Annotated in this window: 13 protein-coding genes; 12 read left to right on the forward strand and 1 reads right to left on the reverse strand. The window is 40.6% G+C overall.

Annotated elements, in window-relative coordinates:
* Positions 1-54 precede the first annotated feature (54 nt).
* Entirely contained in the window at positions 55-960 is a 906-nt protein-coding gene (locus acsn021_RS04200; RefSeq protein ID WP_184090139.1) for a carbohydrate ABC transporter permease, read from the forward strand.
* Between the two features lie 122 nt (positions 961-1082).
* On the forward strand, positions 1083-2837 hold the full coding sequence (locus acsn021_RS04205; protein WP_184090143.1) for an extracellular solute-binding protein: 1755 nt from the start codon (positions 1083-1085) through the stop codon (positions 2835-2837).
* 46 nt (positions 2838-2883) lie between these two features.
* Here the strand turns inward: acsn021_RS04205 and acsn021_RS04210 are convergent, their stop codons facing one another.
* Entirely contained in the window at positions 2884-4392 is a 1509-nt protein-coding gene (locus acsn021_RS04210; protein WP_184090146.1) for a response regulator transcription factor, read from the reverse strand.
* 224 nt (positions 4393-4616) lie between these two features.
* Here acsn021_RS04210 and acsn021_RS04215 point away from each other — a divergent pair, with 224 nt between their 5' ends.
* The 10 genes from acsn021_RS04215 (at position 4617) to acsn021_RS04260 (ending at position 16589) form a co-directional block, all read left to right on the forward strand.
* Positions 4617-6932 carry a glycoside hydrolase family 95 protein gene (locus tag acsn021_RS04215; RefSeq protein WP_184090149.1) on the forward strand — a complete coding sequence of 772 codons (2316 nt, stop codon included), beginning with the start codon at positions 4617-4619 and terminating at the stop codon, positions 6930-6932.
* Between the two features lie 30 nt (positions 6933-6962).
* Positions 6963-7889, forward strand: coding sequence for a nucleoside hydrolase (locus acsn021_RS04220; protein WP_184090152.1), 927 nt, complete (start codon positions 6963-6965; stop codon positions 7887-7889).
* Between the two features lies 1 nt (position 7890).
* Positions 7891-9006 carry an enolase C-terminal domain-like protein gene (locus acsn021_RS04225; RefSeq protein ID WP_184090155.1) on the forward strand — a complete coding sequence of 372 codons (1116 nt, stop codon included), beginning with the start codon at positions 7891-7893 and terminating at the stop codon, positions 9004-9006.
* Between the two features lie 13 nt (positions 9007-9019).
* On the forward strand, positions 9020-9763 hold the full coding sequence (locus acsn021_RS04230; protein WP_184090158.1) for an SDR family NAD(P)-dependent oxidoreductase: 744 nt from the start codon (positions 9020-9022) through the stop codon (positions 9761-9763).
* 26 nt (positions 9764-9789) lie between these two features.
* Positions 9790-10875, forward strand: a complete 1086-nt coding sequence (locus acsn021_RS04235) for a mandelate racemase/muconate lactonizing enzyme family protein (protein ID WP_184090161.1) — start codon at positions 9790-9792, stop codon at positions 10873-10875.
* Between the two features lie 195 nt (positions 10876-11070).
* Positions 11071-13197: a methyl-accepting chemotaxis protein gene (locus tag acsn021_RS04240; RefSeq protein ID WP_184090165.1), complete on the forward strand. Its 2127-nt coding sequence runs from the start codon at positions 11071-11073 to the stop codon at positions 13195-13197.
* Positions 13198-13325: 128 nt separating this feature from the next.
* The gene (locus tag acsn021_RS04245; protein WP_184090168.1) at positions 13326-13985 is read left to right on the forward strand and encodes an RraA family protein; all 660 of its coding nucleotides are present in this window, start codon (positions 13326-13328) and stop codon (positions 13983-13985) included.
* Between the two features lie 17 nt (positions 13986-14002).
* The gene (locus acsn021_RS04250; RefSeq protein WP_184090171.1) at positions 14003-14329 is read left to right on the forward strand and encodes a UxaA family hydrolase; all 327 of its coding nucleotides are present in this window, start codon (positions 14003-14005) and stop codon (positions 14327-14329) included.
* A gap of 56 nt (positions 14330-14385) precedes the next feature.
* A complete protein-coding gene (locus acsn021_RS04255) occupies positions 14386-15612 on the forward strand; it encodes a UxaA family hydrolase (RefSeq protein ID WP_184090174.1) in 1227 nt (408 codons plus the stop codon).
* Positions 15613-15731: 119 nt separating this feature from the next.
* Complete coding sequence (locus acsn021_RS04260) at positions 15732-16589, forward strand: SDR family NAD(P)-dependent oxidoreductase (protein WP_184090177.1); 858 nt, start codon at positions 15732-15734, stop codon at positions 16587-16589.
* Positions 16590-16591: the final 2 nt, after the last annotated feature.

A 16591-nucleotide genomic window follows, 5' to 3' on the forward strand; every position in this document is an offset into this window, starting at 1 on the left:
AACAGGTACACGTAGGAGAGTCGTTATGGCAGTGGGACAGCAATGGATTTTATTATGGAAAGAAAGAGAAAAAGAACGGCAGTTGACTGGGCAGTTGACAGCGTGTTGTATATTGCCTTTGGCTTATTTACTATAGCCTGTATATTCCCTTTTTATTATATTTTTATCAATACCATAAGTGATAACAACTTGGTAACCACCGGAAGAATTACGCTAATCCCTATAGGATTACACTTAGAAAACTACAAGAATGTATTAAAGCTTAATACCATACCGCCGGCAGCGTTTGTATCCCTGGCAAGAACTATAATTGGTACGGTTTTTATTGTCTTTGTTGCTTCTTTTCCGGCATATGCATTTACCAGACCGGAATACTGGCATAGAAAGTTCTGGTACCGCTTCGTAGTAATTACCATGTATTTTAGTGCCGGTATTATTCCGATATTTTTAACTTATAAGACACTACATATCTACAATACCTTCTTGGTTTATATTTTACCTGGCGTGGTAACACCCTTTAACTTGATTTTATGTAAAACCTACATTGAATCCCTGCCTCAGTCTTTAGAAGAATCCGCTGAAATCGATGGTGCAGGGTATATGCAAAGATATTTAAAAATCATACTGCCTCTGTCAAAACCTATACTGGCTACTATCGCAGTCTTCTCAGCAGTGGGGCAATGGAACAATTTTATGGATACCGTATTATACATCCGGGACAAGAGTTTATTCACTTTGCAGTATGTTTTATATCAGTATTTGAATCAGGCGAATGCTATTGCAGAAATTATGAGAGAAGATCCAACAGCTATGGCACAACATGGACTATCCACTTTGCTGACACCTTTAACGGTGCAGTATACTATCTGTATTGTAACCATACTGCCCGTATTATTAATCTATCCGTTTTTTCAAAGATTTTTTGTAAAAGGAATTATGATTGGGGCTGTAAAAGGGTAATAAAGTATTTGTTATATAAGGGGTTTGCTTCAAGTGGAGCAGGCATTTGATAGATTTTTTGTAACATAGAGTTACGATTTCTATTGAAAATAAATGCAAGACAGATTTTAAGGAGGAAAGGTATGAAAAAATTACTAGTTCTATTACTTTGTGCAGTTATGGCATTTAATCTGACTGCCTGTGGTAAAAAAGGCGGTAACACAAAAACAAACACAAACACAGGGAGTGGTACAGGTACAACAACTCCCACGACAGAAGCAGAAAAACAGGAAACGACGCTTACTGCATTTATTCAACAGTCAGTTACCAGTGAATCCGGTATCTGGCAGGGATGGGGCGCACAGAGACTATATGATGATACCAAAATAAAGCTGGATACGTATCCTACTGGTAACGAAGTAGAGCAAAAATTGCAGCAGTATCTGGTATCTGGAAGTTTGCCGGATATCGTAGGGTTTAAGGGGTTAGACCAGGCGCAGCTTGCTATGGATGCAGATATGCTGGTAGCTTTGGATGATTACAAAGATTTACTTCCGAATATCTTTGGAGTATCCAATTACGAAGATGCTATAGCTTATTCACAAAAATATACCAGTAATGATACCGGAAAGCTCCTTATTATGCCTTCTGCAATCGGACCGGCCGCTTACAATGCCTATAACTGGGTGCCGTTGTTACAATGGGATGCTTATAAAAAAGTAGGTATGCCTGAGATCAATACCCTGGAAGATTATCTGGATGTAGTGGAAAAAATGGTGAAAGAAAAACCTACTACGGAAAATGGTGAAAAAGTATATGGCTTCTCCTTATTTTCAGACTGGGATAAATACACTGCCCTAGAGGTATCTACCTTATCCTTCTTCTATGGCATTGATACAGAATATGTATCCCACTTAATGGAAACAGATGTATTGACAAAAGAAACAAAATCCATATTGTCAGATGACAGCTTTTATAAAAGATCTCTTCAATTTTACTTTGATGCAAACCAAAGGGGCTTACTTGACCCGGATTCTGCAACACAGACCTTTAGTAATGTAGATGCAAAATATAGTGCCGGCAGAGTTATGTTTTCTTACTTTAGCTGGATGACTGGTTCCTATAATGCACCAGCCTCAGGCAATGTAAACGCAGACGAGCCAGATGGTTATGCAAGTGTGCTTGCAAAGGATATGAAACTTTATGATGCCCCGGATCAGACAATCGGACGTAACTGGTACTTTGCTATCAGCAAGAACAGCAAAGACATTGAACGTGCTTGTGAATTCTTAAACTGGCTGTATAATCCGGAGGTACAGAAATATCTGTACAATGGTCCGGAGGGCAGTATCTGGGAGTATGATGAAAATGGTGAACCTCACATTATAGATCCAGACGGCTGGACAGTAGTTGATCAGAAGACAGAGCCAATAATGCCGGCAGAAGGTGGCGGATCCTTACAGGATGGCTCCTATATCTTTAACTCTATGGGCTTACAGGCTGCTACCATAATGGATGATGGGTATCCAATCTGCTACCGTTACTGGCCAACAACCTTAACACGTAATCCATCTAAAATGAAAGAAGAAGTAAATAAGTTTTTAGGAGCAGAAACACTGGCGGAATATGTAACAAAGAATCAAATGGTTGCAAAATCTACACAGGCTGTAAATATGATACCTACCATTTCTGATGAGATGGAGATGACTATTTCACAAATTGGTGAAGTAATAAAAAAATATTCCTGGCAGATGATATTTGCAAAGGACCAGGCACAATTCGATGAACTTTGGAACAAAATGGTAACAGAAGCAAAAGGCCTTGGTATCGATACTGTAACACAGTATTATCAGGAAGCCTGGACAAATGCACTGGAAGTTGTTAAAGAATTCGAGTAATAACAACGAAAGAAATGGGGCTGTTGCAAAACAGCCCCGTATCTGTTTATTTCACTTTTTTCTGTCTTCGAAAGGCTACCGGAGACACATTATAAAAGCGTTTAAAGCTTCGGTTAAAGTATGTTTGACTGGAAAAGCCCACCCGCTCTACAATGTCTTTCATCTTCATATCTGTATGTTCGATTAGATGAGCGGCATGTAAAAGTCTTGCTTCTGTTAAATAGTCATTGAAATAATAACCGGTCTGCTGTTTAAAAATGGTGCCAAGATAAGAAGGGGTTACATTCAGCTTATGGGCAAGTGTTTTTAAGGAAATGTCTTTATCCTGAAATTTTTCCAGGGCTTTTATAACGGCATCCACACAAGGATACATAGATTGCTTAATCATATCATCCAGAGAATGAAGATATTTATAAAACTCTGCCATATAACCTTTATAATCTGTAACCGTTGAGCCGGGAGATGGAAAGTCTTTCAGTAATTGTAAAAGGTCAGGATGCTGCAAAATCATATCCTCTGGCTCCAGATTTAAATGGGCTAACAAAACAGAAAGAATAGCCTTTGACAGAGTAGCTGAAAAAGGAGCAGGAATTTTACCGGTATATAAAGTGTCTAGTACCTGTAAAACAGTGTCCGGATTTCCGGTTTCATAAGCAGCTTGAAACTTCAACAAAAAAGCTTCCAAAGACTTGGATTCTTCATAAATATGAATCGGTATAGGAGTGTATTTTAAAAATTGATAGGCTGCCGCCTGCTGATAGCTTAAAGGTACTTCACTAAAATGCTTTACAGTATTTCCGGAAGAAGCAAAAACAGGAAGCCTTAAATGAGCGGAAGCCTTGATAATATCTTTTAAAAAAACAGACGTATCCAAAGATTGTGGATCTAAGGCGGTGAATACACACACAAGACAAGTAGGATTCGCAAAATAAAAGTGACCCAGATAAGAACCCGGCAAGTAAGATAACAGATGGTCAAAGAATCTGGACATGGTACTGCTATTCGCATTTAGAGAAGAGAATATAACCGAAAAAAAGTGACCGGCTTCTAAATCTATCCCCAAAAGACCTGCCCGGGTGCGTAAATCCTCCGTAGATAATGAGTTTTTGACCCAATTTTCAATAAAAGTGCTTCTAAAATTTAACATAGCCCTTCCATAGGTTTTGGAAAGTTCCTCTCTCTCCTGCATATGGTTTACAAGCTGGCTGATGGTATCTGCCAGTTCGTCCGGATCCAAAGGCTTTAACAGATAATTTTCCGCACCGTAACGCAGGGAAGTACGCACATACTCAAAATGGTCGTAAGCACTGAGTACAATCACAGATAGCAGAGGTAAAAGTTCCTTTGCCTGTTTTAACAAAGAAAGTCCATCCATCTCCGGCATGGAGACATCAGTTATCAGCAAATGTACCTGATTATTTTTCAGATAATCCAGTGCTAGAACAGGGCTTGTGACAGCACAAGCGATTTCGATGTGGTAACCCTCCCAGTCAATGGCATTTTTTAACCCCTCTACAATAAACGCCTCATCATCAACAATTACTGCCTGATACATTATGTTCACCTTCCTTAAGTAGTAAAAATACCAAGTTAATTCTATCTTAGTTTGGTTAAGAGACAAAGTCAAGCAGCTTGAGAAAGAAAAGTAAGGAATTCAATGGAATTTGAAAGAATAGATGTAATTTATGCCAAATAATCGGTATTTATGGCTTTTAGGCGTTTTGTAGGTATAAGAGTAACAAGCACCGAAAAAAAAATAATTATGCAAAGGGCATTACGATGGAATACAAAATAAAATTAGAAAAGCCCGCAAGGGACTTTAATGAAGGATTTCTCTTAGGGAATGGTCATACAGGAGCTGTGGTGTATGGCGGAATACAGAAGGAAGTAATAGAACTGTCGGAAATCACCTTTTATTCCGGAGAGGTAAGTCAAGAAAATAACCAGAAAAATGCAAGTGAAGCTTTTAAAACAATGCGAAAGCTGGTATCTGAAGGAGAATATGAAGCATCCATGGAGGCTGCCAGAGGATTTATGGGAATACGGCGTAACTATGGAACAAATCTGCCGGTGGGTAAATTAATCATTGAGCTGCCAGATGGAGAGGTTACCGGCTATAACAGGGAGTTAAACCTGATGGCTGGCATTGCAGCTATATCCTATACCCAGAAGGGGGTAGATATAACCAGAGAGACATTTGTATCTAACCCTTCCAAAAAGTTATTCTATAAAATTCAAAGTAAAGAAACAGGATTTTTGTGTGCAAGAATCTTTTTTGAAGGAATGAATGATAACGTTTGGGTGGATTGTCAAGAGGGAGAGTATACTTTTATGGCAAGAGCGAGGGAAAGTCTTCACAGTGACGGAACCTGCGGAGTAAGCCTCCTAGGCAGGGTTAGTGCAGGTATTACCGGCGGAACGATAGAGTATACAAAAAATGGAATTCTCATAGAAGGAGCAGAGAGTATTTCTTTTACACTTGCTCTTTCTACAGACTTTGAAACAAGCAGTGACAATCAAAATAAGATACCTCTGTATTCACCTTCGACGAATGAGTTTTTACAGGAACAAAATTTACTTATGAGGGGAAGAGGCTTTGACTTTGATATGGAAAAAGAAAAACATAGCAAGGATTTTTCCGCCTTTATGAGACGCGTGGATATAGATTTACCGGAGGATTTCGTCACAGGACTTATGTTTCAGTATGGCCGGTATCTTTTGTTATCCAGTTCCAGAGAGGATTCTCCCCTGCCTGCACATTTGCAAGGAATATGGAATGATAATGTAGCCTGCAATATCGGCTGGACCTGTGATATGCACCTTGATATTAATACCCAGATGAATTATTGGATTGCAGGTCCGGCGAATCTTTCAGAATGTGATGCTCCCTTATTTCACTGGATGGAGAAGAAAGTTATTCCCTCCGGCAGGATTACGGCAAAGGAAAGTTATGGTTTGCAGGGCTGGTCAGCAGATCTTGTATCCAATGCTTGGGGTTTTACAGCACCCTACTGGTCAAGAAATATATCACCTTGCCCTACAGGAGGGATTTGGGCAGCAGATGCGTATCTAGACTATTATGAATACACCGGTGAGGTGGAATTTTTAATTAACAGGGCGTATCCAGTTTTTGAGGAAGCAGCAGAATTTTTTACAAAGTATGTGTTTAAAGATAAAGAAAGTAATTACTATACAGCAGGGCCTTCCATATCCCCAGAGAATTCCTTTGAGGTTCAGGGAACAAGCTTTTACTTTTCCAACGGCTGTACCTATGAACTTACGGTTATCAGACAATTATTTACTAATTTTTTAAATATGGCAGGGGAACTAAAAAAGGATACTCCACTCGTACAGAAAGTAAAAGAAATTTTACCAAAGTTACTGCCCTTTCGTATTCTTAAGGATAATACTCTTGCAGAATGGAATCACGATTATCCGGCTAAGGATTCTCAACATAGACATACCAGTCACCTGTTAGGCCTTTATCCATATAGTCAGATTACAGTGGAAGAGACCCCGGAGCTTGCGCAGGCAGTAAAGAATACACTTACAAATAAACTATTTCCTTATGAGAACTGGGAGGATACTGGTTGGGCAAGGTCTATGCTGCTTCTATATGCTTCCAGGTTGCAGGAGGGAGAGGAGGCATACTTTCATATAAAAGAAATACAGGAGAAGCTAACGCATCCCAATTATTTAGTAATGCATCCTCCAACCAGAGGGGCAGGCTCTTTTAAAGAAGTATATGAACTGGATGGAAATACAGGCTTTACCATGGGAGTGCTGGAGATGTTGTTACAAAGTCATGATGGAAAGATTCGATTGCTGCCAGCATTGCCAAGGGCATGGAGCAAGGGAAGTATTCAGGGAATTGTTGCAAGAGGAGCGGTGACGGTAAGTATTACTTGGGAGAATTACCGTATGAAAGAAGCTGCTTTCTTATCAAAGTATGATAAGGAGATTCGAATAGAATATTCAATGGGCAAAGCAATTAAAAGGGAAAAGCCGGCACGAACTGAGCAGCGATACTCTTTAAAGGCAGGAATCTGGTTAAGGTTACGAGAACAAGAAGGCGTCTTACAGCAATCCGTATAAAGCGGAGCTTAAAGGAAAGAGGGAAAAGACATGGTATATGACAATTACAAATTTACAGTGCCGAAAGAAAAGCAGGTCAGGGTAATTATTAATACAGATGTAAAGAATGAAGCCGATGACCATTTTGCAGTGGTACATGGTTTACTTAGTCCTAAATTCGATAACGTAGGTCTGATTGCAGCTCACTTTGGCGAGAGAGAAGCAGACGGTATGGAGCAAAGCTATCAGGAATTACATAGTATATTTGATCTTATGGGTTTTTCGGAAAAAGAACGAATCGTTAGGGGAGCGGGGATAGCTATGCCTGACAAGCAGACTCCTATAGATTCAGACGGGGCAAGACTAATTATTAAAGAAGCTATGAAGGAGGATGACAGGCCACTCTATGTACTCTTTTTAGGACCTCTTACAGATATGGCAAGTGCTTATCTGATTGAACCTAAAATAGCAGAAAGGCTTAACGTTATCTGGATTGGGGGAGGCAGGTATCCGGTGGGCGGACCAGAATTTAATCTGGGTAATGATATCCATGCTGCCAACGTAGTTTTTAGCTCCGGTATTCCTTTGTGGCAGGTACCAAAGAATGTATATGAAATGATGCCGGTATCCTTATGTGAGCTTGAATATCGTGTTCATCCTCAGGGGAAAATCGGAGAATATCTGTTTGAACAGTTAATAAAGCATAGCCAGGAGGAAATTCCGAGGAAAAGTCCTTTTCGAACCGGTGAAACCTGGGTACTTGGAGATTCACCGGCAATAGGGCTTTTATTGTATGAACACCGGTTTGAATTTGATTGGATTCAGGCACCTTTTATCGGCAGTGATATGAATTATGTTCATACTGGATTAAACCGACCAATCCGGGTCTATAAAAATATAGACTCCAGACTGCTGTTAGAGGATTTTTACGCCAAACTGGCACTATTTGAACAAAAGAGGAAGGGGGTAGGAAAGTGATATGAAGGTTATAAAATTTGAAACCTGGTGGGTGAGCAGGAATAAAAGTCTGTTTGATAAAAAAAGACAGGGAAAGGCTTCAATGAACTGGGATGTAGTAGTAATTAAGCTGACCTCTGATACGGGAATGGAAGGACTTGCGACCTGTCTGGCAGCTAGGAGTGGAACAGTTACAGAAGCTTATCTTCATGAGACCATAGCACCTGTGGTGTTAGGCAGAGACCCTCATGACAGGGAGAAAATCTGGCATGAGCTTTGGAATATAGACAGACATCTGACGTTTTTCCCTGTATATGTGACAGGGCCTATCGATGTTGCCTTATGGGATATGTGTGCTAAGGAAGCAGGACTTCCCCTATACCAATATATCGGTGCTTACCGTACCAGTCTTCCGGTATATGCCAGTGGTTTATTCCATGAACATGTCAGTGATTATACAAAAGAGGCTCTCTACTATAAAAACCTTGGAATTAATGCTTACAAAGCCCATCCAAAAGGGCCCTGGACGTTAGACAATGAAATACACAAAGAAGTTCGTCATGCGGTAGGGGAAGATATGGTACTTATGAGTGATCCGGTGGGTGAATATACACTTGACCAGGCAATTGCAGTAGGAAGGCAGTTGGAAAAATTAAATTACCGCTGGTTTGAAGAACCTTTTCGAGATTTTGAACTCTATAAGTATACCGAGCTGTGCAGGACACTTGATATTCCCATTGCTGCAACAGAAACTACCAGAGGCTGTCATTGGGGTGTAGCACAGGTTATTGCCGCCAGAGCAGCGGATATTGTAAGAGCTGACGTAAGCTGGAAAAACGGAATTACAGGAACCTTAAAGATTGCACATATGGCGGAAGCCTTTGGTTTAAACTGTGAAATCCATACTACCACCATGAATTTTATGGATTTGGTGAATCTTCATGTAAGCTGTGCCATAAGAAACTGTGAATATTATGAGTATTTTGTGCCGGAGGAGAACTTTACACTCCCCCTGCTTGGAAAATTGCCTATCAAAGACGGATACATAACAGTTCCTGATAAGCCTGGGATAGGGGCAGAGTTAGATTGGGATACCATTCATAATAATTGCAGGTCTTATAGAGAAGTTAAAATATAGGGAGGTGTAAACTATGGCAAATTTAGAAGGCAGAAAAGGGATTGTTACAGGTGGTTCCAGCGGTATCGGCTACGCCATTGCAAATTGCCTGGCACAAGCAGGAGCAACAGTGTATTCCGTCAGCAGAAAGGGGAAGGATAAGGAGGGACTGCCGTTCTCTCATCCGAGTGTAATCCATACCGTAGGAGATGTCACGGATATGGCTGGTATGAAAAAGCTGGTTGATAATGTGGCAAAAGAAGGCGGGATAGATTTTTTAATTAATAATGCCGGAATTACTATTAAAAAGCGGGCAGAATTGTTAGATTATGAGGAATTCCAACAGGTCATGGAGGTAAATGTACACAGTGTTTTCAACCTTTCTGTGCTGTGCTACCCTTATTTAAAGCAATCACCCTACATTGGCAGGATTATTAATATATCCAGTATGGCAGCCCACTTAGGGTTTTCAGAGGTTGTACCCTATTGTACCAGTAAGGCGGCAGTACTTGGTTTAACCCGGGGACTTTCGGTGGAATGGGCTAACGATAATATACTTATTAATTCCATCGCACCGGGGTGGTTTCCGAGTGAGATGTCAAAGCAGATTATGACACCGGAGAGAAAAGAGGCAATACTTGCCAGGATGCCTCTGCACAAGTTCGGTGATACCAAAGATTTAGGTGAAATGGCACTGTTTTTACTGGGGGATGGCGCAGGTTATATAACCGGACAGGACTTTGCTGTGGACGGTGGGGCTTTGGCCTATGGATTTTAGAGTCTTAAAAAATGGAGGAAAAATAGATGAATAAAATTAAAGATATTAAATTATATCAGGCAGTTTCTAAGGTGAGCCAGCCTATTGCCGATGCAACCCATGAGATATCTCAAATTAAATTCTACATAGTTGAGGTGTTTACAGAAGAAGGAGTCAGAGGACAAGGGTATTTACTTAGCTTTCATTATTCCCCAAAGGCAATAGAGGGAGCTTTAGCGGATATTAAAAACTTTGTACTGGAGAGGGAATTCTGCGTCCATGAGACTGTAAGATTAAAGGAAGAATACGAAAAAGAGTGTGAGTACTTTGGTAATACAGGACTTTTAAGGTGGGCACAGGCGGCAGTTAATGTGGCAATGTGGGATGCCTGGGGTAAAATTTTAAAACAGCCTATATATAAAATTTTTGGCTCTAACGGTAAGAAAATACCGGTTTATGGCAGCGGCGGCTGGCTAAGTTATACCGATGAAGAGCTGGTTCATGAGGTTACTGGCTACAAACAGAGAGGGTTTGGGGCTGTAAAAATAAAAGTGGGCAGCAGTGATATGGAGAGAGACTTGGAGCGACTTCGTAAAGTTAGAGAGGCTGTTGGTAAAGACATGAAGATAATGATGGATGCGAATCAGGGACTAGATGTTCCAAGGGCAATTCAGTTATCGCTTCATGCACAAAGCATAGGCATTAACTGGTTTGAAGAACCTATATCCAATCAGGATTTTAAAGGGTATGAGACCATACGGAGTAAAACTGGTATCAGCCTTGCCATGGGGGAGAGAGAGTTTGACGAAACAGCTCTAAAAAGTTTGATTGAGAAAAATGCTCTGGATTTATGGCAGCCGGATTTATTAAGGCTTGGTGGTGTAGAGGTATGGAGAAAAACCGCAGCACTGGCAGCAGCATACCAAATTCCCTGCCTCCCTCACTACTACAAGGACTACGATGTGCCCCTTCTTGCTACGATTGAAAAACCTTATGGGGCAGAAAGTTTCGACTGGATTGATGCCATTATTGACAATCCAATGAAGATTGTGGATGGTTATGCAATTCTTAGAGAAGAACCGGGCTGGGGTATTACATTTAAAGAGGAATTTTTAGAATCCATTGAATCGTAATTGTGAGATAGTGAATGAGTAAACTCTTTGAACAAAAATTTCTATATGTGGTGAAAGCGGCAGGAATCACTAGATGTAAGTTTCAGTGCAGTAGTAATTCACTTGTGTTCTGGTGATTGGTCTACTTCCTGTCTTTTAATATAGTATTTGCAATTGGCCAGGCAATCTAACGGAGGCAAGGGGGAAGGTACGAGAATGAAGCACAGAAGAAAAAAGGAAAAAACAGGTAAGAACAATACAAATAGAATTAAATATCATAAGCAAAAGCAAGACGGTTATAATGCTGGACCCAGTATGAAGACAAAATTAATTCTTGGTTTTCTGATTCCTGTATTTTGTATTATTGTATTGGGGCTGTTATCTTATAAAAAAGCTTCTGAAAAGATTATTGAAAACTTTGAAAGTGCTACCATTGCAACTATTAACACTACAGGTGAGTATTATAACCTGATACTAAAGAATATAGAAGATAAGTCTTTACAGCTCCTAAATGACACTATATTAAAGCGGTATTATTCCGGCTATTACAGTAGTGATACAGCCCAAGAAAATGAGATGCTTAAAACACTTCGTTCTAACATAGCTGCACTTTCAACTTCAGACCGGATGATTAAGAATATTGCTATATTTACCAGTTACGGAAAAGAAATATTGTCACAAGGTGCTTTCCAAACAAAAGGCGGTCTAACGCCCTATGAAGCTTATATAGCTTCTAAGGAAGCAGAAGAAGTACTGCAAGCCAAAAATAATCCGGTTTGGGCAGGATATCATCCCTTTTTGGATGAAAGCTTATCTGTCAGAGCGGAAGAATACGGACTTAGCCTTATCAGACAGTACTACAGCAGTAATGTACAACCTATGGGCTTTATTGTGATAGATGTCAGAAAAGATATTATACTAGAAGTAATTAAGGAACTAAATCTTCCGGAAGGCAGTAATTTTGCATTTATAACACCGGACGGAAGGGAAATCTCATTAACAGATGCAGAAGAACCGGTATTTACAAACCAAGCCTTTTATCAGGATACCCTTGGTTTAGTTGAAAGGAATGGATACCAATACGTCAAAGTTGATGGGAAGGATTTTTTATACATCTATTCCAGGGCCGGAGATACAAAGTTATACTCCTGCGCATTGATTCCGGCCGAATATCTTACCAGACAGACAGAGGTTATTAAAATCTTCTCTATCATATTGGTGAGTATATCTGCAATAATAGCGGTTGCTACCGGTATTATTCTTGCAGGGTATATTAGTAAAACCATTCATAAAATCATGGCTGCCTTAGCAAAAGCTGCAAGCGGGGATTTAACAATTCATATGGAGATAGGACGCAGAGATGAATTTGGGCGTCTGTCTGAAAGCGTCAATCATATGCTTTCCAATATGAAAAAATTAATTCAAAAGGCCACAGAGGTAAATCAGTTGGTACTTTCATCCTCTGCCCAAGTAGCGGAAAGCTCTGGTATTCTACTTGATACCAGCAAAAATATAGGTACTGCTATACATGAAGTACAAAAAGGCACCATTGAGCAGGCAGAAGATACGGAACAGTGCTTAAGGTTATCGAATGATCTTTTTAAGCGCATGGATCAGGTGTTAGCAAGTACCTATGAAATGGATAGCAGTATGTCGTCAGCAAAACAGATAATAACGGAAGGGGTTGTATTCATAAAGGAGCTTAAGGAGAAGTCACTTATAACCTCGGATAGAAACCAGATAACCATACAAAATATTCATACATTGGAAGAAGAATCCCGCTCCGTCAGTACCATCATAGCAGTAATCAATGATATTGCGGAACAGACCAATCTGTTAGCACTTAATGCCAGTATAGAAGCAGCCCGGGCAGGAAAGGCAGGAAGAGGGTTTGCTGTGGTTGCGGATGAAATTAAAAAGCTGGCAGAAGGTTCAAGAGAAGCCTCCGGTAAAATAGAAGAAATCTTATGCCGTATTCAGGAAAAGACTCAGATTACCGCAGAGGCTGTAAAAGAAACGGGGCAGCATATTCTAAGTCAGAATACTGCTCTGGATAATACGGTAAATGCATTTTATAACATTAATCATCAAGTGGAACAGCTAATTAAAGGTCTTAAGCAGGTCGGCATGGAAATCGGTGAGATGGAGCAGTCTAAGAATATCACCTTAAATGCTATTATGAATATCTCTGCCATATCTGAACAAACAGCGGCAGCTTGTGAAGAAGTTGAATCCACATCGGAGAATCAGTTGGAATCAGTAACTTCCTTGTACCAGGCAGCCTTACAGATGCAGGAGCAGGTAGGACAGTTAGAGGAAGCTATCAGTAGCTTTAGGGTGTAAGGCAAAAAAGAAGAGTAAGAAGATAGTGTAAAAAAAATTCACACGTTGAATGTAGGCATGCGAGCAGTCGTATACAATGGGAACTAGAATCAGACTTGTTGTGAATTATTCTCAGGAGGATAAATAGGATGTGGAATACAGAGACAGAGATGTTTCAGCTTATGAAAGAAAAACTATATACTCCAGTGGTTGGAGATATACTTGACGGTATGGGTTATTATCATCAATTCCTACCGCCGGATATACGCCCTCTAAAAGCTGATATGAAACTGGCGGGAAAGGCAATGACAGTTCTTATGATAGATGTTTTTTCTCCTCAGGAAAAGCCATTTGGACTGCTTACTGAGGCATTGGATCAATTACAGGAAAATGAAATCTACATAGCGGTCGGTGGTACAAAACGCTGTGCTTATTGGGGGGAGCTTCTAACTGCTACAGCAAGAGTCAGAGGGGCAGTGGGAGCCGTTATAGATGGCTGGCACCGGGATACTCCGCAAGTGCTTGAGCAGGACTGGCCTGTATTTAGTATGGGAAGCTACGGACAAGATTCGTCTGTGCGGACACAGGTAGCGGCTTATCGATGCCCCATTGAATGCGGACAAGTAACCATACAGGATGGAGATTACATTTTTGGAGACATGGATGGTGTATTGGTAATACCAAGAAATATTGCGAAAGAGGTAATACAGAAAGCACTGGAAAAGGCGGCCGGAGAAAAAAAGGTAAGGAAAGCCATTGAAGAAGGTATGACAGCCACAAAAGCCTTTGAAGTGTTTGGAATATTATAAAAGGCAGGGTATAAAATATGGAGCAAAGTGCTTATCAGGTAGATAAAAAAGATACGGTAGCCACTGCCTTGGTACAGATATTTATAGGGGAAGTAAACTTAAGAGGGGCAAAGAGTAACGTAATAACTGCTCTGACGGAGATTCCCAAAGGACATAAAATCGCCCTTTCTAATATAAAGCCAGGAGAAGCCATTATCAAGTACGGTGTGGCTATAGGGGTAGCAGTAGTTGAAATAAAAAAAGGAAGCTGGGTGCATTTGCATAACATGAAAAGTGCCTATGATTCCCGTTCCTCTCATTTGGATGTTAACACAGGTGTTCCTATGGATATTCAATATGAATAAATTCTATGTATTAAAGAGGAAGAGAATGAAAAATGGATAGGATAGGAAATGATTGAATGGATTTAAATAATAAAACCTGGAAAGCATATCTTCGTAAAAATGGAACAAAGGGTATTAGGAATAAACTGCTGGTAATATATACGGTAGAATGTGCTAGCTTTGTGGCAAAGGAAATAGCTTCTAAGATAGGAAATAACGATACGGAGGTAATAGGCTTTTCCGGCTGTACGGACAATGCCTATGCAATACGGCTGTTAATTGCATTGATACGTCATCCTAATGTGGGAGGAGTACTGGCAGTAGGTCTTGGTTGTGAATATGTACAGCCGGAGTGGCTGGCAGAAATAGCAGAAAAGGAAGGCAAGGCTTCTGCCTGGTTTTTTATTCAGGAAGCAGGTGGAACCAGAAAAGGAATCGAAAAAGGTCTTGCCCTGGCAGCAGATATTATCAAAGAGTTACAAAAGGTACCACTTGCACCAATGGATTATTCAGAACTAGTCATCGGAGCAGAGTGTGGCGGTAGTGATTATACCAGTGGACTTGCAGGGAATGTAGTTGTTGGACATTTTTATGATTGGTTAACGGATACAGGAGGCACAGCAGTATTCGAAGAGATTGTGGAAGCGGTAGGTTTAAAGGAGTTTCTTTGCGGGAGAGCAGCTCATGCAAAGGCTAGAAAAGAGCTTTCTTATACCTATGATAAAGCTTTGGCATACTGTAAGTCTGTGAACCAGTATTCTGTCAGTCCCGGTAATTTTGCGGGTGGTCTTTCCACCATAGAAGAAAAGAGTATGGGAGCACTAATTAAGAGTGGTACAAAGCCTATTCAGGGCGTATTAAAGGTAGGAGAAGTACCTGTAAAACCAGGTTTATGGCTGCTTGATTCCACACCGGACCCATATTGGATGAGCTTTGGAATTACCAATCCCAATGACAACGAGGGACTTATGGACTTAATTTCTTGTGGCTGTCATATTACTTTCTTAGTGACGGGACGTGGAAATGTTGTTGGATCGGCAGTTGCTCCGGTACTGAAAATAACCGGTAATAGTGAGACCTATAGACATCTTGTTGAAGATATGGATTTTGATGCCGGAAGGGTACTAGAAGGAGAATGTACACAGCAGGAATTGACTTATGAACTGGCAGAATTGACGGCTCTCATTGCAGGCGGACAGCTTACCAAAGGGGAGAGTTTAGGACATAAGGAATATTTTATCCCTTATAAATATCAGGAAAAGAAAGTCTCTTATGCAGAACCGGTATGGAGTTGCTGTAAATAAATAACTTTCAAGTAACAGATATTCAACCCATAGAATCAGCAATTACCTGACCCAAAATATTTAATAGAAAGGAATGCCATATAAGACTTCTTTTCACAGTTTTATTTGTGGCAGTAACAATGGATATTATAGTGAAGAATTCAATTCATGAAAAAGATGGTTCCGACGATTCTGTTCATAAAGCAAATGATTCCATTCATAAAACCAGAGATTTATGGAATAAAGCCTTTACATTAGAAGGAAAGACTGCCGTTATTACGGGAGGGGCTACCGGTTTAGGTCTTGCCATGACAGAGAGTATGATAAATGCCGGTGCTAAAGTTATAGTACTTGGCAGAAGAAAGAAGAGCCAGGCAGAGAAAGAGCTTGGAAGGTTTAGTGGAAAAGCGGTATATTATACCTGTGATGTCACAGATACGGAAGCTATACCTGTACTGGCAGACCAAATAGTAAGAGAACAGGGACCGGTTCATATCTTGTGCAACAATGCCGGGAACCATTGTAAAAAACCCATAGAGGATATGAGCTGTGAAGACTTTTCGGAGGTTTTAAGGGTTCATCTGGTCGGTGCATTTGCCCTGTCAAAGGCCTTTATGCCTCATATGAAACAACAGGGTGAAGGAAGCATACTATTTATTGCCAGTATGACCAGCTTTATTGGACAGCCCTATGTGGTAGGTTACTCCGCTGCCAAAGCAGGTTATCTTGGAATGGTACATACGCTTGCGGCAGAGGGGGGAAGCTTTGGTATACGAGTGAATGCCATTGCACCAGGTTGGATTGATACGCCTATGTTTCGAAAAGCCACAGAAAACGATGCAGAACGCAAGGCTAAAATACTGGGGCGCACTCCTATGAGAAAGGTTGGAGAACCTTCGGATATCGGCTGGGCAGCCGTATACCTTTGCAGTGAAGCGGCAAAATTTATTACGGGTGCTTGTCTGCCTGTTGACGGCGGCGCCTTAATTGGATTTTAAGG

Origin of the sequence: Anaerocolumna cellulosilytica (assembly GCF_014218335.1) — a bacterium.
Lineage (GTDB): Bacteria > Bacillota > Clostridia > Lachnospirales > Lachnospiraceae > Anaerocolumna > Anaerocolumna cellulosilytica.